This is a genomic window from Rhodococcus sp. WWJCD1 (assembly GCF_002258735.1).
Classification (GTDB): domain Bacteria; phylum Actinomycetota; class Actinomycetes; order Mycobacteriales; family Mycobacteriaceae; genus Rhodococcoides.
Genome location: NZ_NOXY01000010.1, coordinates 14,044 through 34,426 on the forward strand (window position 1 = coordinate 14,044; position 20,383 = coordinate 34,426).

19 protein-coding genes are annotated in these 20,383 nt (G+C 65.0%); 8 read left to right on the top strand and 11 right to left on the bottom strand.

Features of this window, described 5'->3' with window-relative positions; translation table 11 throughout:
- Window positions 1-25: 25 nt before the first annotated feature.
- From CH286_RS06810 to CH286_RS06820, 3 genes are all read right to left on the bottom strand, one after another.
- The gene (locus CH286_RS06810) at window positions 26-916 is read right to left on the bottom strand and encodes a carbohydrate ABC transporter permease (protein WP_094608753.1); all 891 of its coding nucleotides are present in this window, start codon (window positions 914-916) and stop codon (window positions 26-28) included.
- Window positions 913-1,845, bottom strand: coding sequence for a carbohydrate ABC transporter permease (locus CH286_RS06815; RefSeq protein WP_176458170.1), 933 nt, complete (start codon window positions 1,843-1,845; stop codon window positions 913-915). The genes CH286_RS06810 and CH286_RS06815 overlap by 4 nt, the downstream gene beginning before the upstream one ends.
- A gap of 133 nt (window positions 1,846-1,978) precedes the next feature.
- On the bottom strand, window positions 1,979-2,887 hold the full coding sequence (locus CH286_RS06820; protein WP_094608768.1) for a L,D-transpeptidase: 909 nt from the start codon (window positions 2,885-2,887) through the stop codon (window positions 1,979-1,981).
- Between the two features lie 298 nt (window positions 2,888-3,185).
- On the opposite strand from CH286_RS06820, the gene CH286_RS06825 reads away from it, so the two are divergent.
- From CH286_RS06825 to CH286_RS06840, 4 genes are read left to right on the top strand one after another with little or no spacing between them, the layout of a single operon-like run.
- Entirely contained in the window at window positions 3,186-3,917 is a 732-nt protein-coding gene (locus CH286_RS06825) for a glycosyltransferase (RefSeq protein WP_255182591.1), read from the top strand.
- Complete coding sequence (locus CH286_RS06830; protein WP_230592448.1) at window positions 3,914-4,909, top strand: acyl-CoA dehydrogenase family protein; 996 nt, start codon at window positions 3,914-3,916, stop codon at window positions 4,907-4,909. The genes CH286_RS06825 and CH286_RS06830 overlap by 4 nt, the downstream gene beginning before the upstream one ends.
- Window positions 4,903-5,652 carry a PIG-L deacetylase family protein gene (locus CH286_RS06835; RefSeq protein WP_094608754.1) on the top strand — a complete coding sequence of 250 codons (750 nt, stop codon included), beginning with the start codon at window positions 4,903-4,905 and terminating at the stop codon, window positions 5,650-5,652. Before CH286_RS06830 ends, CH286_RS06835 begins: the two co-directional genes overlap by 7 nt.
- Window positions 5,649-6,314, top strand: coding sequence for an SAM-dependent methyltransferase (locus CH286_RS06840; RefSeq protein WP_094608755.1), 666 nt, complete (start codon window positions 5,649-5,651; stop codon window positions 6,312-6,314). The genes CH286_RS06835 and CH286_RS06840 overlap by 4 nt, the downstream gene beginning before the upstream one ends.
- A 4-nt stretch (window positions 6,315-6,318) precedes the next feature.
- Here the strand turns inward: CH286_RS06840 and CH286_RS06845 are convergent, their stop codons facing one another.
- Window positions 6,319-7,059, bottom strand: coding sequence for a GAF and ANTAR domain-containing protein (locus CH286_RS06845; RefSeq protein WP_094608756.1), 741 nt, complete (start codon window positions 7,057-7,059; stop codon window positions 6,319-6,321).
- 118 nt (window positions 7,060-7,177) lie between these two features.
- On the bottom strand, window positions 7,178-8,203 hold the full coding sequence (locus CH286_RS06850; protein WP_032402840.1) for a zinc-binding metallopeptidase family protein: 1,026 nt from the start codon (window positions 8,201-8,203) through the stop codon (window positions 7,178-7,180).
- Window positions 8,204-8,411: 208 nt separating this feature from the next.
- Between CH286_RS06850 and nhaA the strand changes: the two genes are divergently transcribed.
- Entirely contained in the window at window positions 8,412-10,268 is a 1,857-nt protein-coding gene (nhaA, locus tag CH286_RS06855) for a Na+/H+ antiporter NhaA (protein WP_094608757.1), read from the top strand.
- 85 nt (window positions 10,269-10,353) lie between these two features.
- Here the strand turns inward: nhaA and CH286_RS06860 are convergent, their stop codons facing one another.
- A complete protein-coding gene (locus CH286_RS06860; RefSeq protein WP_094608758.1) occupies window positions 10,354-11,439 on the bottom strand; it encodes a DNA polymerase domain-containing protein in 1,086 nt (361 codons plus the stop codon).
- 2 nt (window positions 11,440-11,441) lie between these two features.
- Window positions 11,442-12,491, bottom strand: a complete 1,050-nt coding sequence (locus tag CH286_RS06865) for an ATP-dependent DNA ligase (protein WP_094608770.1) — start codon at window positions 12,489-12,491, stop codon at window positions 11,442-11,444.
- 104 nt (window positions 12,492-12,595) lie between these two features.
- Here CH286_RS06865 and lppU point away from each other — a divergent pair, with 104 nt between their 5' ends.
- Together lppU and CH286_RS06875 are read left to right on the top strand one after the other, a co-directional pair.
- Window positions 12,596-13,198: an LppU family putative lipoprotein gene (gene lppU, locus CH286_RS06870; RefSeq protein ID WP_032402859.1), complete on the top strand. Its 603-nt coding sequence runs from the start codon at window positions 12,596-12,598 to the stop codon at window positions 13,196-13,198.
- Window positions 13,195-14,628, top strand: coding sequence for an MFS transporter (locus CH286_RS06875; RefSeq protein ID WP_094608759.1), 1,434 nt, complete (start codon window positions 13,195-13,197; stop codon window positions 14,626-14,628). The genes lppU and CH286_RS06875 overlap by 4 nt, the downstream gene beginning before the upstream one ends.
- A 1-nt stretch (window position 14,629) precedes the next feature.
- Here CH286_RS06875 and CH286_RS06880 read toward each other — a convergent pair whose 3' ends face one another.
- The 4 genes from CH286_RS06880 to CH286_RS06895 are packed head-to-tail and all read right to left on the bottom strand — an operon-like array spanning window position 14,630 to window position 18,252.
- A complete protein-coding gene (locus CH286_RS06880) occupies window positions 14,630-15,508 on the bottom strand; it encodes a universal stress protein (RefSeq protein ID WP_094608760.1) in 879 nt (292 codons plus the stop codon).
- 49 nt (window positions 15,509-15,557) lie between these two features.
- Window positions 15,558-16,376 carry a hypothetical protein gene (locus CH286_RS06885; protein WP_094608761.1) on the bottom strand — a complete coding sequence of 273 codons (819 nt, stop codon included), beginning with the start codon at window positions 16,374-16,376 and terminating at the stop codon, window positions 15,558-15,560.
- Complete coding sequence (locus CH286_RS06890) at window positions 16,373-17,254, bottom strand: universal stress protein (protein WP_176458171.1); 882 nt, start codon at window positions 17,252-17,254, stop codon at window positions 16,373-16,375. Before CH286_RS06890 ends, CH286_RS06885 begins: the two co-directional genes overlap by 4 nt.
- Window positions 17,251-18,252: an Acg family FMN-binding oxidoreductase gene (locus CH286_RS06895; RefSeq protein ID WP_094608763.1), complete on the bottom strand. Its 1,002-nt coding sequence runs from the start codon at window positions 18,250-18,252 to the stop codon at window positions 17,251-17,253. Before CH286_RS06895 ends, CH286_RS06890 begins: the two co-directional genes overlap by 4 nt.
- 221 nt (window positions 18,253-18,473) lie before the next feature.
- On the opposite strand from CH286_RS06895, the gene ilvD reads away from it, so the two are divergent.
- Window positions 18,474-20,201: a dihydroxy-acid dehydratase gene (gene ilvD / locus CH286_RS06900; RefSeq protein ID WP_032402847.1), complete on the top strand. Its 1,728-nt coding sequence runs from the start codon at window positions 18,474-18,476 to the stop codon at window positions 20,199-20,201.
- Window positions 20,202-20,383: the final 182 nt, after the last annotated feature.

Below are 20,383 nucleotides of genomic sequence, written 5' to 3' on the forward strand. Positions count from 1 at the left end.
GTTCGACTCCTGATAGTGAGGTGGATCAGCCCTTGACCGCACCGGAGGTGAGGCCTTTGATCATGTGGCGCTGCAGGACGAGGAAGACGAGAAGGATCGGCAGAATGGTCAGCACCGTCGCAGCCATCACCGCTCCCCAGTTGGTGTAGCCCTCGCTGTTCTGCAGCAGTGTCAAGCCGACCGGGAGCGGCGCGACCGACGAGTCGTCCGACATCAGGAACGGCCAGAGATATTCGTTCCATTCGGTGACGATCGTGATGATGGCGAAGGCCACCATCGTCGGACCCGACAACGGCAGGATCACGCGGAACATCAGCCGCACCGGCCCGGCACCGTCCATGCGCGCGGCCTCGATGATCTCCGGCGGCAACGACAGGAAGTGGTTGCGCATCAGGAAGGTACCGAAGGCAACACCGGCCAGCGGAATGATGATGCCCTGGAACGAGTTACGCCAGCCCAACTCGGAGATGAGCGAGTAGTTGGAGATGACGGTGATCTGATTGGGCACCATCAGTGCAGCGATGATGACGAGAAAGACGATGTTCTTGCCCGGGAACCGCAGGAACACCAGACCGTAGGCACTCAGTACCCCGAGGACGAACTTGATGGACGACACGGCCGTGGTGATGATGATGGAGTTGCGCAGGTAGGTGAAGAACGGCACCTCCGTCGTCGCCTCGTCGTAGTTCTGCGGATGAAAGACGCTGGGCCACCAGGTGACCGGTTGCACGTAGATATCCGGGCGGTCCTTGAACGAGGTGATCAGGATCCAGAACAGCGGCAGCCCGATCATCAGCAGGACGGCGACCATGGCTGCGTAACCGAGGATGTTCGCGCTTCGGCGCTTGCGCTGCGGGTCGCGACTGCGTGAAACCTTCTCCGGCACTGCCGCATCGGGCTTGCTCACCAAGGTCATCGCTGATCGTCCCGATCCATGATTCGTACCTGCACGAGGGTGACGATCAACAGCACGAGGAACAGAATCGTCGCGACGGTGGCACCGTAGCCGGCCCGAAAGTTGCGGAACGTCTCCTCGTAGACCTGATAGACCATCGTGGTGGTGCCAGTGGCCAGTGGACCGCCGCGCGTCATGACGTTGATGATGTCGAAGACCTGAAGGGAGTTGAGCAGCACCGTGATCGACAGGAAGAACGTCGTCGGACGTAGTTGCGGTAGAAGCACCTTGCGGAACGTGGTCCAGCGGCTCGCCTGATCGATCTCGGCTGCTTCCATCAGTTCCTTGCGCACACCCTGCAGAGCCGCGAGGTAGATGACGAAGGTGTAGCCCAGGTTCTTCCACAGGTACGTCACGGTGATCATGACCATCGCCCACTTGGGGTCCTGATAGAAATCCGGGACGGTGCCGAGGCCGAAGCGTCGCATCAGGTCCTGCACCAAGCCGAAGTTGGGGTCGAAGACGAACTGGAACGCGATGCCGATCGCTGCGCCGGAGATGACGTACGGGGCGAACACGGCGGAGCGAACGAAGTTGCGGCCCCTCAGCTTTCGATCGAGCAGCAGCGCGAGCACCAGACCGAGCACCAACGAGCCGACGACGGCCGCGACCGTGAACACGACGGTGTTGCCGACGATCTGCCAGGTGTCGTCGCGGGAGGCCCACTCGCGGTAGTTCTCGAAGCCGACGAACGTGGACGTGGGTGAGGACAGGTTCCAGTCGAAGAACGAGAACTGGAAGTTCTCCACCAGCGGCCGATACGTGAACACCGCCAGCAAGGCCAGGTTGGGGCCCACGAGAATCAGGAACAGTGCGTAATCGGTCCACGGCCGCGAGAAAACGCTCTTGTTGCGTGCCGTGGGCAGCACTCGTTCGGTTGTTGCACTCACTGCGAGGACTGTGCTCAGTCTCGGCTAACGAATGGTGAACTGGGCCCCAACGCTCACCGTCGCGCAGACCAACCTATGTGAGCGGAACGTCGTAGTGGGGGTCGAAGTTCCATGCACGTGCGGCGAAGCCGCTCTAGCGGTTCCAGTCTCCGAGTCCGTCGGATCCGCTCAGGGTGCCGCCGTCGGTGTTGACGACGATGACGGGGTCGCCCTTCTGGGCGTTCTCGAAGAACCACTTGCCGTCTTCGGTGCTGACGTTGAGGCAGCCGTGCGAAGAGTTCGAGTAACCCTGCTGCGACTCCGACCACGGTGCCGCGTGCACGAAGATGCCGCTGTAGGAGATGCGCGTGGCGTACTCGACGTACGTGCGGTAGCCCTCCTCGGAGTCCACCGGGACGCCGTAGGTGGACGAGTCCATGTACATGTCGCGGAAGCGCTCGCCGACGATGTAGGTGCCGTTCGGAGTTTCGTGGCCGACCTTGCCCATCGAGGTGGGCATGGTCTTGACGACCTCACCGTTGCGCGTGACGGTGATCTGCTTGGTGTTGTCGTCGGCCGTGGTGATGATCGAGTCGCCGGTGGAGAACTCGGCCTTCGCGCCGCCCGCTTCCACGGTCACCTGGGTGTGCGCCGGGTAGAACTCGTTGGGCAGCCACCGCACCTGGGTGTCGTTGATCCAGTAGAAGTGGCCGTCGACGGACGGGTTCGTGGTGACGCGAATGGCCCGGAGCGCGGCATCGCGATCGCCGATGGCCTCGTCGAAGCGGATTGCGATGGGCTGCGCAACTCCGACGACCTCACCGCCGGACGGGCTGATGCTCGGATCGGCGAAGTTGGCAGGTGCGAGCTGCGGAACGAGCGGCTGGGGTGCGGGAGCTGCGGGATCCGAGGATCCGGGCAAGCCGGGAATGGAGACATCCGGGCCACCCGGCCACAGCGGTGCGGCCTGCGCCGACCCGAATGCTGCAGATGCAGCAAGGGCTGTACCTGCGACGATTGCCCCGATACGGGCGAACCTGCGAGCGCGAACCTGTGATGCCATGTGACCCGACCATCCTTCGTACTGCGTCGTGATGCCCACCAGCAGTGCTGCCACGGGGCAACGCCCATTAACACATACCGCTCGGACATTTGCTAATCGGATATTTCCGAAACGGCCGAAAGAAACCCCGAGTACGAGTACCTTGCGCCAACCCGACCCCGACATTGTCTCTGCTGGCCAGAGCGCATGTGTCGACAGGCCCGGAACGGGTACTAGAGAAGGAACCTCATCCGTCCAGACACCGGCGGTTTCCCGTTCGCGGACTGTTCTCCAGTCCGGTGTCTGAAAAGGGTGGACCGTGGTCGTCGAAGTTTCTTCCCACATCCCCAGCCGTACCCCCGTCGGTCACATCGTCGTCGTCGTCCCGGCGCACAACGAACAGGATCTGCTCGACGCCTGCCTGACGGCACTGTCGCGGGCAGAGCGTCGCGTCGTCGAGGTGGCCCCGGTGACCGTCTCGACGATCGTCGTCCTCGATGCGTGCACCGACGACTCCGCCTCGATCGCCGCTCGTCACCCGTCGGTGTCGACCGTGGCAGTCGCCCACCGCAACGTCGGAGCGGCCCGGGCAGCCGGATTCGCGAGCTACACCTCGGAACTCGCAGCCACCACCTGGTTCGCCACCACCGACGCCGACACCCGGGTGGGCGAGGACTGGCTGCTCGGCCATCTTCGGCACGCCACCGACGGCGCTCGGGCGGTAGCGGGCACGGTGTCCGTCCAGTTCGAGGGCCGTGTCGAAGAAGACATTCGGCTGCGATCGACGTACGACGCGCATTACCGACACGAACTCGGCCATCCACACGTACACGGCGCCAATCTCGGCATCCGAGCGACGGATTACCTCTCCGTCGGCGGATTCGCGCCGCTGGCCACCGGCGAGGATCACGACCTGGTCCGACGCCTCGAACTCGGCGGCATCGCGTGCCGTCGGGTGTGCGACATCTCGGTCACCACATCGGGCCGCCTGCGAGGCAGAGCGCCCGACGGAATGGCCGAATTCCTACGTTCTCTGGAGCCTTCCGCATGATCGACACCGAATTCCGCGAATCGCTCGACACCCCGAAACAGAACACGGGGCTGCGCGCCGCCTTCCTGGCTTTCGAGGCCGACGGGCGTCTGGACCTGGCCCTGCCCGGGTCGGGCTACACAGACCTGCGATGGCAATCGCTCGCCGCTCTCAGTCGGCACAACACCGTTCTCGGCAGATGGTCGGAGGCGCACACCGATGCGATCGCGATCTTGCACGAACTCGACGGCCCGACGCCTGAGCGCGGTCAGATCTGGGGTGTGTGGGCAGCGGAACCGCCGGCACCGATCCTCGAAGCGGTACAGCAGGATTCGGGCTGGGTTCTCACTGGGACCAAGCCGTGGTGCTCCGGCGCGTCGCTGTGCACGCATGCACTGGTGACCGCCCGCGTGGACGGAAGTCCCCGGCTGTTCGCCGTCGATCTGACACATGCGGGCGTCGCACCGGTACCGAACACATGGCATGCCGTGGGCATGAGCGAGAGCGACTCGGGTTCGGTTGCTTTCGATGCCGTCCCCGCAGTCACCGTCGGAGGTCCGACCGACTACCTGACTCGACCGGGCTTCTGGCACGGGGCGATCGGAGTTTCAGCGGCCTGGTTCGGCAGCGCGTGCGCTGTCGCGGACACCCTGCACGCTGCAGTACGGGAGCGTCCGGATCCACATCGCGCGGCCCATCTCGGTGCCATCGCGGCGGCACTCGGCGCGGCATCGAGCGCGCTGACCACCGCGGCGGCCGAGGTGGACGCAGATCCGTTCGACCGCTCCGGTCGCGCTCGAACGCGGGCCCGGATCGTGCGCGCTGTCGTCGAGGATGCGGCCACGCAGTGCATCGACCGCGTCGGTCGGGCTCTCGGTGCCGGCCCCCTGTGCGGTGATGCAGAGCATGCCGGACGCGTCGCCGACCTCACCGTCTACCTGCGGCAGAGCCACGCCGAGCGCGACCTCGAAGCCCTCGGCCGCGACATCGCCGAGGAAGACAACCCATGGTAGAGAACGCCTTCGACGCCGAAGTCGATCTCGGCACCGCAGAACCGGACTGGATGACGGCAGACTGGTCCGTCCCCGGCCTCGAGTGGAATGACGTCGTCACCATGGTCGTCGTCGCCCCACACCCGGACGACGAAATTCTCGGTGTCGGTGGATTGCTGTCGTTGGCGGCCGCGGCAGGCGTCGACGTGCGGGTGGTCGCGGTGACCGACGGCGACGGCTCGCATCCCGGTTCCCCGACGGTGACGGCCGAGGACCTGCGTGTGCGACGGCCCGTCGAGTCCGAACGTGCGTTGGCAGAGCTGGGAATCGACCACTCTCCGACGCGTCTGCAGATCGCCGACGGTGCCGTCGAGGAGCACGAGAGTGCAGTGGCCGACGCGTTGATGCCACTGCTCGACGCCACCCCGGGTACCTGGTGCCTGACGCCGTGGCGTGGGGACGGCCATCCCGATCACGAGGCCACCGCGAGAGCCTGTCTCACGGCGGCGAACGCGGTGGGGATACCGGTGGTGGAGTACCCGATCTGGATGTGGCACTGGGCAACTCCGGAGCATCCGGCGGTGCCGTGGACGCGGTGTCGCCGCATCGATCTTCCCCCGCACACCCTCGAAGCCAAACGAGCATCCATCGAGCAGTTCGACTCTCAGATCCGGCCCCTGTCCGATCACCCCGCGGATCGAGCTGTGTTGCCGCCGCACATCCTGGCCCGCTACCGACGACCGTTCGAGGTGGTGTTCGCATGAGCCAGGATTCTCGAACGAGCCCCAATTCTCCAACGAGCCTGAGCGCCGAGTACTTTCGTGATGTCTATGCGGCCGCGGACGATCCGTTCATGCTCGACAGCAAGTGGTACGAGCGGCGCAAGTATGCGCTGACCATGGCGTCGCTGCCCAAGCCGCAGTACCGGCGGGCATTGGAGCCCGGTTGTTCGATCGGTGTACTCACCGAACAGTTGGCCACCCGGTGCGAGCACGTGGTGTCGACCGACGTGGTGCAGAGCGCCCTCGACTCTGCTCGGACCCGCGTACAGGACTCGGCTGCAGTGGAATTCGCGCTGTGGTCTCTGACGGACGACTGGTCGGCCCTGCCCGACGCGAAGGAGCCCTTCGATCTGATCGTCGTCAGCGAGGTCGGCTACTACCTCGATGCCGCCGATCTGACGTCGGCCATGAAACGCGTCGTCGATCATCTGGAGATCGGCGGGACGCTCGTGGCGGCGCACTGGCGTCACGACGTGGACGACTATCCGATCTCGGGTGATCGGGTACACGAGATCATCGCCGCAACACCAGGATTGGCATTGCTCAGCCGCTACCTGGACGAGGATGTCCGCATCGAGGTCTTTGTCGCCTCGGACGGTCCAGCGGTGTCGGTCGCGAGTACGGACGGCCTGGACGTACGCTGACGGCTCAGTCGGTGGACTTCGCCGCGTCGATCACAAGCTGTTCGGCGAGGTCGGCGAGTTTGACATTGGTGTCCTGAGAAAGCTTGGCCAACAACGCGAATGCTGCCTGCGAGTTCAGGTTGTACCGCTCCATCAACATGCCCTTGGCCTGACCGATCATGTCCCGGCTCGTCAACGCGGCCCGGATCTGCTGCTCCTCGCGTGCGGTGGAGAACGCGATGGCGGCGTGAGCAGCGAACAGTGAGCCGATGGACTCGGCCTCGTCCGAGAATGCGTTCTTTCGGGTGGAATGCAGGTTCAGAGCGCCGAAGTTGATTCCCTCGACGTAGAGCTGGAAGCAGATCATGCTCTTGACCCCGAGCGCGGACGCAGCGTCTGCGAACAGTGGCCAGCGGGTGTCGCTGTCCATGTCGTCGATTCTGATGGTCTTCTGTTCGATGGCCGATTCGAGGCACGGACCCTCGCCCAGTTGCTCCTGAATCTTGTCGCAGTGGCCGGCAGGCTCACCCGACAGCGCAGCACTGTGCACGAACTTGCCCTGCAGCACAGTGGTGATGGACGCGAACTCCGCAGAGGGGACATTGGCCACTGCCGACTCGGTGATGACGGCCAGAACCCGATCCGGATCCGAATGTTGACGCCGGAGCTTCTCGGCCACCTCGGCCAGCCGTCGACTCAGCTGGAAGTCGGTAACCCGCGGGATTGCCCCCGACGCGTTCAGTGTCTGCTCGCTGATGGTGGTCACCTCGTCCTACTGCTGCACTGCTCCCGCCGCTGCACAGGGGCGCATCCCGACATCGGCGGAATGCCGACACCACAGGATACGCCCCAGGCAGCGAAGCTCGAGAACCGTTAGCGGAGCGTCAGAGAGTGCTGGGCGCGATCAGCGAGTGCACGAACCCGATCTTCTTCACGACGGTCGGCGGCAGCACGAACGGGTAGAGGTCCTGATGACCCATCGAGCGGTTGATCTGGTTCAGTGCCCACGACAGCGGCAGCCACCAGTCGACGATCTGATCGAAGCCGACGTCACCGGGCAACGGGCTCTCCAGCGTCGAACCGGCCGGCGCCATCCCGAACGCCGCAGCAGTGTCCAGGGTGTCGCGGATGTGCAGGTAATGCGCGAAGGTTTCGGCCCAGTCCTCGGCGGGGTGCATGGTGGCGTAGGACGAGACGTAATTGTCTTCCCAGCCGTCGGGTGCACCCTCGCTGTAGTGGCGATCGAGAGCGTCCTGGTAGCTCGAATCCGGATCGCCGAACAGTTCCTCGAACGCTGCTCGATGCTCACCGTCTCCGACCAGCACCATCTGGTAGTAGTGGCCGATCTCGTGTCGGAAGTGCCCGACCAGAGTGCGGTACGGCTCGGACATCGCCACCCGCAACTGCTCGCGATGCACGTCGTCGCCCTCGGCCAGGTCGAGAGTGATCAGACCGTTGTCGTGGCCGGTCATCACCTGCTGGTTGGCGCTGGAGAGCAGATCGAACACCAGACCCGTGGACGGGTCCTCGTCTCGTCCCACGATCGGCAGGCCCAGTTCGGTGAGCTCGAGAACGACGCGCCGCTTGTTGGTCTCGGCATCGGCATAGGCGGCCATCGCATCGACATCGTCGTCGGCCGGGCGGGTTCGGGTCAGCCTGCACGACACACAGAGCTCGTCGGCGTCCGCGGTATCGACCAACCAGTTGCACCGTGCGGTGTTGAGGTTGGCGCACATCTTCCACGTCGTGCCGTCCACCTCGGCTTCGGCGACGCCGTCGTCGGCCTTGTCCGGGAGCACCAGCAGCGCCCTGCTCGGCAGATGGAAGCCGAGTGCGCTCGAGCAGCTCAGACACAGTGAGTTCTCGAACGACAGCTTCTGTCCGCATTTGCGGCAGATGAAATCACGCATGGATGTTCCTTCGTGGCAGGGGTGAGTCGGGCTCGTATTCCCGTTTATCCGCGGACTAATGCCGATTGTCGAATATGTCGTGCATATCTCTCTCGGCGCTGCTGGCCCGCGGCCCGACAACCTTACTCGAGTGCGCGGAAGGAAAGCGCCGACGACGGTGTTGGTACAGACTGCTTCACAACACTCTCCGGAAGGACTCGGGCTGCAGATGGCAGATCAGATCACGCCGACGAACCGGCCGATGGCACGCTTCGTCGAACGGATCTCGCGGGCTCGCGGCGAGAGAAACAGCGAGACCTTGGCGGCAGGCTTCCTACTGGCCGCCACCCTTATCGCCCTGATCTGGGCGAACTCACCCCTGGGTGAGACGTATCAGTCGTTCTGGCACACAGAGCTCTCGGTCACCGTCGGCGAGCACGGCATCTCTCTCGATCTGGCCCACTGGGTCAACGACGGGCTCATGGCGCTGTTCTTCTTCGTCGTCGGGCTCGAGGTCAAGCGAGAGTTCGCGATGGGTGAGCTCACCGACCGATCACGCGCCGCCATCCCCATCGTGGCTGCACTCGCCGGACTGGCCGCACCCGCGCTGCTGTTCCTCGCCTTCAACCCCTCCGGCCCGGCAGCCCAGGCGTGGGGTGTCGTCATCTCCACCGACACCGCGTTCCTGCTCGGGGCACTCGCCGTCCTCGGCCCGAAGAAGGCCGCGCGGTTGCGGATCTTTCTGCTCACCCTCGCCGTGGCCGATGACGTGGGCGCGCTGGCGATCATCGCGTTCTTCTACACCGACGATCTCGATGTGGTGCCGTTGGTGTTGGCGTTCATCGGGCTCGGACTGATCTTCCTACTCCGACGGCTCGAGGTGTGGCGCGGTGTCGGATACTTCGTCGTCGCACTGTTCACGTGGGTCGCGATGTACGAGTCGGGGGTTCACCCCACGCTGGCCGGCGTGATGATCGCGCTGATTCTTCCGGTCTACCCGCCGCGCCGCTCCGAGGTGGAGCGAGCATCGGACCTCACCCGCGCCTTCCGTCAATCACCGAATCCCGAATACGCGCGCGCAGCGAGACTGGGTCTGGATCAAGCCGTCTCGGTCAACGAGAGGCTGATGCGGCTCTATCAGCCGTACACGGCCTTCATCATCGTGCCGATCTTCGCGCTCGCCAACGCCGGAGTGGTGCTGAGCTCCGACACCCTCAAGGCCGCATCGACGTCGACGCTCACCTGGGGCATCATCGCCGGTCTCGTCCTCGGCAAGCTCGTCGGAATCACGGGCGCATCAGCCATTTTCGCCAAACTACGGCCCTCGGCGCTGGCACCGGGCCTGACGCTCTCGCACATCGCGGGCGGTGCGGCGATGTCCGGAATCGGATTCACGATCTCACTGTTCATCATCGACCTCGCGCTCGACGACCCGTTACTGGCCGACGAGGCCCGCGTCGGCGTGTTGGCGGCCTCGGTAATCGCTGCGCTGCTCGGCTGGATCCTGTTCCGTATCGACGCGAGGATCCACCCACCGAAAGCCGAAGCGTCACTCCGCATTCTGCGTCCGGTCAGCGCCAAGCGCGATCATATCCGCGGTCCAGTCGACGCTCCGCTGACGATCGTGGAGTACGCCGATTTCGAGTGCCCGTTCTGCAGCAAGGCAACCGGCAGCGTCGCCGAGGTACGCAAGCACTTCGGTGACGACCTCCGGTACGTCTACCGCCATCTCCCACTGGACGACTATCACCCGCATGCCCGCTATGCCGCGTACGCCAGTGAGGCTGCCGCAGCGCAGGGCAAATTCTGGGAGATGGCCGACGTGTTGTTCCGCAACAGCGACGCCCTCGAACCCGACGACATCGATGGTTACGCACGCGAACTCGGCCTCGACATGGACCGTTTCGAGGACGACATCCGCACCGGCGACTACGTGGTGCGTGTCGAGGACGACGAACTCGACGCCACCTCCTCCGATGTGGGCGGCACTCCGACGTTCTACCTGGGCCGTGGCGACAAGAACCTCACCCGACATGTCGGACCATACGATGCGGCGACGCTGATTCGGGAACTCGAATCCATGTGAGGGTGGGCCGGGTTGCACCGAACGCGTCCGCGCCGACCGGATCCCGTCGATAGAGCGTCGTAGTGTGCAACCTCGCCCGGCTCCGTCAGCTCTCGGTGCGGTTTCCCTCCGCATCCCAATGCTCGGCGACTTTCTTCGACGGCTGGACCCGCGGCGGCTCGCCGGGCATCTTGGGATAGTCGGGTGGGAAGTTCAGCTCTCCGCCCGGCAGTGTTTCCCACAGGTGGAGAAGGGGTTCGAGCGAGTAGGCCTGGGAATCCATGTCGGCCCACGGGTCGCCGTCCTGCACCAGTTCCGGCACCGTGACGAGGTTGAACTCACGCGGATCGGTGACGTCGGCCAACTGCGACCACGTCATCGGAGTACTGACGGGTGCACCCGGCCGAGCCCGCAGACTCCATGCGCTGGCGATCGTCCGGTCACGGTTGTTCTGGTTGTAATCGATGAAGATGCGTTCTCCACGTTCCTCTTTCCACCAGTTCGTGGTCACCCCGTCGTCGCGACGTTCGAGTTCTCGGCCCAGTCCGATGGCCGCGTGGCGCACCTGCTCGAAGGTGTACTCGGGTTCGATGCGGACGTAGATGTGAATTCCCCGATTACCGCTCGTCTTCGGATAGCCACGTAAGCCCAACTCTTCCAATAGCTCTCGCGTCACGTCGGCGACCCGCAGGGCGTCCGCGAACGTAGTGCCCGGCTGCGGATCGAGATCGAGACGCAACTCGTCGGGATGGTCCACCTCCGGTCGCCGCACCGGCCACGGGTGGAAGGTCAGCGTGCCCATCTGAGCCGCCCACACAAGCGCAGCCGGCTCGGAGGGACACAGCTCCTCGGCAGTGCGCTTGCTGGGGAACGCGATCTTCACCGTCTCGATCCACTCGGGCGCGCCCTTGGGCAATCGCTTCTGATAGAAGCCGTCGCCCTCCTTGTCCTGTGGGCCGAGCGCCAATCGCATGCCCTCGCGATAGCCGTCGGGCCATCGCTCCATAGCGGTGGGGCGGTCGCCGATTGCCCGCATCAACGGCTCGCCGACGGCGGTGAAGTACTCGCACACCTGCAGTTTGGTGATGTCGGGAGTGCGCTCGGTCGCCTCGTAGATCACGCGATCGGGGCTCGATACTCGTACTTCGCGTTCGCCGACCTGCACGAACGCCGGTGGTGTCTTCGCGGCCATGGCTATCGTCCCCCGGCAATCACATCGGCGACGTCGTAGCGCACCGGAACCTCGAGCTGGTCGTAGGCGCACGAGCGCGGCTCACGATCGGGTCGCCAGCGCAGGAACCGCGCCACGTGACGCAGCCGTGCACCTTCCATCTGGTCGTAGGCCACCTCGATGACCCGCTCGATGCGCACCGGAATCCAGTTGCGATCGTTGGACGAGTTCCAGCGGGTCGCCTCCCCGTCGTACGTGACGTCCTCGCCGAGTCGGAGCGGCTCGAGTTCTTCGAGCAACTCCAGCCGCCGCTTGTCGGTGAACGCCGACGCGCCGCCGATCATCCTGAGATCGTCACCATCGTAGAGACCGAGCAAAAGCGATCCGATACCGTTGCCGGACTTGTGAATTCGATAGCCGATCAGCACGCAGTCTGCCGTGCGGGCATGCTTGATCTTGACCATCTCGCGCTTGTTCGGCAGATAGAGCCCGTCGAGCTTCTTGGCCACCACACCGTCGAGCCCGGCACCTTCGAACCGCTCGAACCAATCCTCGGCCACCGCCGCATCATCGGTGGCGGAGGTGACGAAGCATCTCGGCCCGCCGGTGCCGACCGCGTCGAGCAATCTCGCCCGGCGCGTCGAGAACGGCTCGCTCGTCAGGTCCTCGTTGCCGACGGCCAACAGATCGAATCCGATGAACTGTGCGGGTGTCTTCTCCGCCAGCATCGTCACCCGACTCGCCGCGGGGTGAATTCGCTCCGACAGCGACTCCCAATCCAGGCGAGTGGAACCGTTCTTCTCCCGGGGAACGACGATTTCGCCGTCGACGACGATCTTCTCCGGCAGCTCGGCCTTGACCGCCTCGACCAACTCCGGGAAGTATCGCGCCAGGTCCTTGCCCCCGCGTGAACCGAGCACCACCTCGTCGCCGTCGCGGAAGACGATGGCGCGGAAACCGTCCCATTTCGGCTCGTAGGACCACACCGGTGGCCCGTCCTCGGGCTGGGCGGGCACCACTTTGGCTGCTTTGGCGAGCATCGGCGCGACCGGCACGGCAAGAGGAAGATCCACGCAGATCATCCTGCCTCATGCGGCCGACAACCGAGTCCGATATTTTCTACACACAGACGATCGATGCACACAGCACGGTTGAATTCACGAGGGCAGGACTCACCATGGCGTCATCCAACCGTTCGGTCCGCGCTCTCGTTCTCGCGTTGACGGCGTGCACGGCCCTGATACTCGCCGGGTGTGCCTCGGAAGTGTCCGGTACCGCCGTCGCCATCTCGGGTGCCACCATCGCGCCCACCACGACGAGTGCTCCTCGCACCACCGCTGCTCCAACCCCCGAGATCGACGACGGCGGCAGCGTCGACATCGATGTGGAGATCGGCGAGTGCGTGAACCTCGGCGGAACGGTCGACGAGGCCACCATCGCCAACGCGACGTGCGGATCGCCCGAGTCCAACTACGTCGTCTTCGCCAAGACGCCCACCTCGGCCGAATGTCCCGCGGACGCCGATCAGTACTACTACGAGACCTACTTCGACATCGAGCAGGGAGCCCTGTGCCTCGACATCGACTGGGTTGTCGGCGGATGCATGGACATCGTCGGTGAGTTCGCCCAGCGCGTCGACTGCGCCACTCCCGGTGCCGACACTCGCCGCGTCGTGACGATCCTGCAGGGCACCTCCTCGGTCGACGATTGCCCCGACCCTGCTCTCTACGGATACGAGAAAGACACCCGCAACTTCGTCGTCTGCGTAGAACGCTTGTGACCGCTGAGGGCATCGCACTCTCCAGCGCCAGGGGGCGGTGGATCGTTGCGACCACCGTGCTCGGTTCGGCTCTGGCGATGCTCGACGCCACCGTGGTCAATATCGCGTTACCAGCGATCGGCCGCGACCTCGGTGCAGGCGTCACCGGTCTGCAATGGACTCTGAGCGGCTACACCCTCGCGCTCGCCTCGCTGATTCTGCTCGGCGGCTCTCTCGGTGACCGACTCGGGCGCAGACGGGTGTTCATCTGGGGCACAGTCTGGTTCGCGGCCGCGTCGGTGCTGTGTGGCCTCGCTCCCAACATCGAGGTGCTGATCGCGGCTCGGCTGCTGCAGGGCGTGGGAGCGGCGTTGCTCACTCCCGGTTCGCTGGCACTGATCTCGGCGTCCATCAAGGCCGAGGATCGGGGCGCGGCGATCGGGCTCTGGTCGGGTCTGGGCGGCGTCGCGTCGGCCATCGGTCCACTGCTCGGCGGCTGGTTGGTCGACGCCGTCGGCTGGCGTGCGGTGTTCCTGATCAACATCCCGCTCGCTGTCGTGGTCGTGTCGGTGGCTGCGAAACATGTTCCGGAGAGCCGGGATCCGCACGCGTCCGGTCGCCTCGACGTGCCGGGCGCGGTGACGGTCGCGGCGGCATTGGGTCTGCTCACGTACGGGTTGATCGAGTCGCACACCGTGGCGCTGGTACTCGGGGTTGTCGCGGTCGGCGTGTTCGTGGTGATCGAGCGCCGCTCGCACGATCCACTGGTGCCACCGTCACTGTTCGCTTCCCGAGTGTTCTTGGCGGCCAACCTCGTTACCTTCGCCGTCTATGCGGCCCTGGGCGGCGTGTTCTTCCTTCTGGTGCTGCAGTTGCAGTTCGCCGTGGGTTACTCGCCCATCGCGGCCGGAGTGTCGACGCTGCCGATCACAGCCCTGATGCTCGTACTGTCTGCCCGCGCGGGCCGAGTGGCCGGGCGTATCGGACCACGAATTCCGATGACGGTCGGGCCACTGCTGTCGGCTCTCGGGTTGCTGCTGATGCTGCGCATCGGTCCTGGATCCAGTTATGTCGCAGACATTCTGCCTGCGGTCGTCGTGTTCGGTCTCGGCTTGTCCGCGCTCGTCGCCCCGCTGACCGCGGCCGTACTGGGTGCGGTGTCCACCGACCGAGCCGGCATCGCGTCGGGGGTCAACAACGCCGTGGCCCGCACCAGCCAACTTCTGGCTGTGGCTGCCCTGCCTGCCCTCGCGGGTATCGCCGGCTCCGATTACTCTGCGCCGGAGGTGTTCTCGGCCGGCTTCCACACAGCGATGCTCCTGTGTGCCGGACTGTTGTTGATCGGTGCCGTCATCGCGGCGGTACTGATCCGCGGTACCGGCGACACGTCGAACTGCCCACCGCACTGCGACATGGCATCACCACCGATGGCACCGCGCCAGGGCGCGTGACTCAGCGGACGATCAGCACCGAGCAGTCCGCGTGGTGCACGAGATTCTGGCTGACCGATCCGAGAATTGCACCGCGGAGGACACCTCGACCCCGAGAACCCACCACGAGCATCGACGCGGACGCCGACATCGCACGCAGACCTCGTGTCGGGCTCGACTGGGTGCTCACGGTCGTCAGCGTCACCTCCGGGTACTTCTCGTGCATCTTCTCCACATGCGCATCGAGCCAATGCTTTTCGTGTGCCCGGACGCTCACCCAGTCGATGCCCTCGAATCCCGTTCCCAGACCCGGCTGGGCCGCGAATCCCCAGTAGTTCGCCGCAACCACCGGTGCACCGACAGTGTGCGCGAACTCGAGCGCGGCACTCAACGCTCGATCCGACTGCTCACTCCCGTCGACACCCACCACGATGGGCCTGGCGGGATCGGCGCTCTCCCCACCACCACGCACGAGCAGCACGGGGCAATGCGCGTGTGTGACGACCCGGAGGGTGTTGCTACCCAAGGTCAGGTCGCGTAGTGCACTCGATTTCCTCGATCCCAGCACGATCAATTCTGCGTCGGCATTCGACAGGTACGACGCGATCGTCCCGTCGACGGTGACGATGTCGACGGACACCTCGGGTGCCGCGTCGTGCATCGCGCCGGCCGCACGAGTGAGGTGCTTTCGCCCGATGATGCGGAGGTCGCGCTCGAGCGCACCGCCGTCGACGAATTCCGCCGACCCATACCAGTCCCCCACTGGCACAGCGTGAACGAGCCGTACGGTCGCGTGGACCTTGTCTGCATACGTCGCAGCCCATCGAGCTGCAGCCTCGGCCTCGGCCGAGCCGTCGATACCCACGACGATGGGAAGCGTTCGGGCGGTGGAATTACTCATGTTGTCTTCCTGTCTCGATGTCGGTGTGCAGTGGAGAAATTCGAGTCGGTCAACGGCCGAAGAGTGCGGACACCTCTACGAGATCGATATCGGTCCGGCAACCGCTCGGCTCGAGTTCGACGTAGAAGCTCTCGTAGCCGCGCGGGTCCGCGCCTCGCTCGCCGGCACTGCGTCGCTCGAGCACTCTTGCGCCCGGCCACCGATCGAGAACAGCCGTTCTGAGAAGGTGTCCGTCCGGCGAGACCCCGCTGGCCGGACCGTATTCGGCGATCATCACCGCACGGACGACACCGTCGATCGCCGCAGTGGTCACCGGGAACTTTCTCGGTCTCGGTTCTGTCGGTATCTCGACCGTGATGGAGTCGGAATCGACTCGCACCTGGCCCGAAGGGCACGTGTCTCGTCGTGCTGGGCGATCCTTTTCATCCGCGATCGGGCAGCGCGCCAGTTCGACACCCGAAACCGATGTCGGGCTCACTTCGACGAGTCTGTGCATCGGCGGACCGTCCGAATGTGGTCGCGGCAGTAGTTCTTCGAGGACTTCGAGTCGCACATCCACGACCGCACGGGCAATTCCGTGAATCACCACAGTCGAGTCGGTCGTACGAGCGCCATCCTCGGCGTCGACTTCCAGGACGACCGCGGAATCGAGCACACTGCGTCCCAATCGCGACCGCCCATCGGCGTAGAAGTACACCCGAGTTCCGACCCAGACGATGGACACGATGTCGATGGTGGGCCCGAAGTGGTCGTGGCCGATCAGTCGTGCAACTGCTGCTTGCCGCGCGAGCCGATGTGCAGTGGCCGAATCGAGAATTCGTCGACGCTCGCCGCTGTGCATGCTGTTCGGTACGGTGCGGTTCGTCATCGGTCTCTGCAGATCATGACCGGGCAGTGGGCGTGCCGCGTGAGGTTGCTACTGGTCGACCCGAACAGTGCCCGGGCCACCACTCCTCGACCGTGACTGCCGACAACCACCAGACCGGCTCGTTTGGACAGGTCGACCAACAAATGCGCGGGGTTTCCCTGTTGCACAATATGTTCGACGCTGACATCCGGATACTTCTCGGCCCACCCGGCCAGACATTCGGACATCAGCATCCGCTGTTCACGCTCGAACTCCATGGGGTCGGGTGATCCGGGTAGAGAAAGCGCCGCCCCCTGCGACAACGAGTTCCAGGCAAGCGCGGCGATCAACGACACGCCGAACAACGAGGCCAGATCGAAGGCTTGTGCGACGGCCACCTCACTGGTCGCGCTGCCGTCGATGCCGACGAGAATCGGTGCGTCGACGGTCTCGGCTCCCTCCCGCCACACGATCACTGGGCACTGGGCCGCGTTCGAGATCTCTTGCGTCGTACTCCCGAACAATGCGGACACGATCGGACCCGAACCGGAATTGCCGACGACGAGCATGCGCGCGGTACGAGAGAGTTCGACCATCATCGCGCATGCGGACGTCTCCTCCACCGAGGTGGTCACTGCACTGTTCGGATGCCGGGCCAGCACAGCGGCAGCAACGTCCGTGACGACGCGATCGGCCGTGTGCCGCTGCTCGTCCCACACGTCCCTCGGTATCACCGATGCGGACTCGCCCAGGTAGAACGCGGGCTGCTGTACGGCACCGGCAATGTGCATCGGAGAACCCACTCTCTCCGCGATGGTCGCCGCCCAGAGAGCAGCGCTGACACTGTTGGGCGAACCATCCACGCCCACAACGATTTTCTGATGAGCTGCAAGAATCACGATTGTCTCCTGTTCGGTGTGCGGGCGGGCGCAGACAGCACCGACGCCACGGCGTGTCGAGGGGTTCGGGGTGGCGGCGAGCCGATCATGGGGGTGCCGACTCGAATCAGCAGCTGCGCCAGACCGTTTCGCGGGGCCAGGGACTCGACCAGGTGCCTGCTTCCCGACTGTTCCGTCAGGTGCGTCAGGGGGCATGTCGCCAGCCCGTCCGCGGTCGCGGCCAACAGGAATGCGGACATGGCTCGGCCGCACTGCAACCAATCGAGGCGCTCGTCCGATGCCGTGCCGAGCAACACCACCGTGGACTCGTCCTCGACCGGCTCGGTCGTGACCGTTCTGGCGACCCGATGCGGTTCGGGAAATTGCCTGCCGACCTGCACCCTCGACGCCTCGGCCCGGTTCGTCAGCGCCTCCGGCGGAATTCCTCCCGAGCGGAACGAGTGCCCGGCCCACCATCTGATCTCTGCCTGATAGGTCGCGTCGTACTTTCGCACGCTCGCGCTCAGTGTCGAGGCCTTCGCCAACGTCTGTTTGGACTCTGCCGACAGGACGGTCATCTCCGTGCCGTACTGCGCCTGACGGAGGTACCGCGTCAGAATACGATTGCTCGGCACCGGTCCGAACGCCCGCCGATCCGAGTGGCGACGGTTGATCGCAGCCAACAGATCGAACTCGTGCGAGCGAGGATGTGCGTCGTGCACGAAGCGAACGTGCGCCAGATGATCGGGCGCACCCGGAGTGGGCAGCAGATCGATCTCGGTCGTCCACCTGAACGCCGCGGCGGCCTTCTCGAGGTGGTCCAACGCTGCCCCGCAGCTCAACACCATCTGTCGCTCGGTCGGGTCTATCACCCCGAGCAACCGTGAGCTGTCGGTGTACAGATCGAGTCCGCGTGCGGAGTAGGTCCACCGCCACGGCTGACTGTTGTGCACCGACGGTGCCCGACACGCGAGCTCCACCAGCATCTCCACCACGGCCGTATCCGGCTGATCGTTCATCGACTCTCCTCGACCTCCCACCCCGACACGGTGGCTGCACCCACTGTCGCCCCGAGCTCGCGGTGCTCGACAGGGCCATTCGTCACTTGATGGAGGGCATTCCGGTCAGGGAGTTGGGTGCAGGCCGATCGACGGCGGCAACCACAGGTTTAGTGTTGACGACGAATGCGACTCAGGAGCGGAACCTGAGGACGCGCGTCCGCCGACCGCTCAGGAGAGTCATGACGACCCCGCAGAATCCCTCGGAAAAGCAATCCCCCGACATCGACGTCAAACCGCGTAGTCGCGACGTCACCGATGGACTGGAGAAAACGGCAGCGCGCGGCATGCTCCGCGCCGTCGGCATGGGCGACGACGACTGGGTCAAGTCCCAGATCGGTGTCGCATCGTCGTGGAACGAGATCACCCCGTGCAACCTCTCGCTCGAGAGGCTGGCCAAAGAGGTCAAGAAGGGCGTTCACGCGGCCGGCGGGTACCCGTTGGAATTCGGCACCATCTCGGTGTCCGACGGCATCTCGATGGGCCACGAGGGCATGCACTTCTCGCTGGTCTCCCGTGAGGTCATCGCCGACAGCGTCGAAACCGTCATCAGCGCCGAGCGCCTCGACGGCTCGGTCCTGCTCGCCGGGTGCGACAAGTCTCTGCCCGGAATGCTCATGGCCGCAGCACGTCTGGATCTGGCGAGCGTGTTCCTCTACGCCGGTTCCACGCTGCCCGGCTTCGCCACCCTGTCCGACGGCAGCGAGCACCAGGTGACGATCATCGACGCATTCGAAGCGGTCGGGGCCTGTTCACGCGGACTGATGTCGCGGGCCGACGTCGACACCATCGAACGCGCCATCTGCCCCGGTGAAGGTGCCTGCGGCGGAATGTACACCGCCAACACGATGGCCAGCGCAGCCGAGGCAATGGGAATGTCGTTGCCCGGCAGCGCATCACCGCCCGCACCCGATCGTCGACGCGACGGATTCGCACACGCCAGCGGCGAGGCCGTCGTCGACCTTCTCCGACGCGGCATCCGCACCAGCGACATCCTCACCAAGGAAGCGTTCGAGAACGCCATCGCCGTCGTCATGGCCTTCGGTGGCTCCACCAACGCCGTCCTGCATCTCCTCGCCATCGCCCACGAAGCGCAGGTCGAGCTGACCCTGGCCGACTTCACCCGCGTCGGCGCAAAGGTTCCCCATCTCGCGGACGTCAAACCGTTCGGCAAGCACGTCATGACCGACGTCGACGCCATCGGCGGAGTACCCGTCGTGATGAAGGCTCTGCTCGACGCCGGCCTGATGCACGGCGACTGCATGACGGTCACCGGAAAGACCGTGGCGCAGAACCTCGCTCACATCGCACCGCCCGATCCCGACGGCAAGGTACTCCGCGCGCTCGACAAGCCGATCCACCCGACCGGCGGCATCACCATTCTCGAGGGCTCACTTGCTCCGGGCGGGGCCGTCGTCAAGTCCGCAGGCTTCGACTCCGACGTATTCGTCGGTACAGCACGAGTTTTCGAACGCGAGCGTGCGGCAATGGATGCTCTGGAGAACGGAACCATCACCGCCGGCGACGTCGTGGTCATCCGCTACGAGGGCCCCAAGGGCGGTCCGGGAATGCGTGAGATGCTCGCGATCACCGGAGCGATCAAGGGCGCGGGCCTCGGCAAGGATGTCCTGCTGCTCACCGACGGACGGTTCTCCGGCGGCACCACGGGCCTGTGCGTCGGACACGTTGCCCCCGAGGCAGTCGACGGCGGCCCCATCGCCTTCGTCCGCGACGGTGACCAAATCCGACTCGACGTCGGCAAGGGCACACTCGACCTCCTGGTCGACGCAGCCGAACTGGAGTCCCGCGCACAGGGTTGGGCTCCGCTGCCGCCGCGCTACACCCGCGGAGTGCTGGCGAAGTACTCGAAGCTGGTGGGATCGGCCTCGAACGGTGCGGTGCTGATCTAGCACTCACCTTCCCGCTCCCCCGCTCGCCGCCCCTTCCCCCGCCGCGTCAATGGACCACTGCATACGTCTGAGAAGTGCAAGGGTTCATTCACGCAGCGATGCCCCGCGCGTGAATGAACCACTGCACACGTCTCGGCGATGCAATGGCCCATTCACGCGAGCGGGGCGAACCCTGGCGAGGG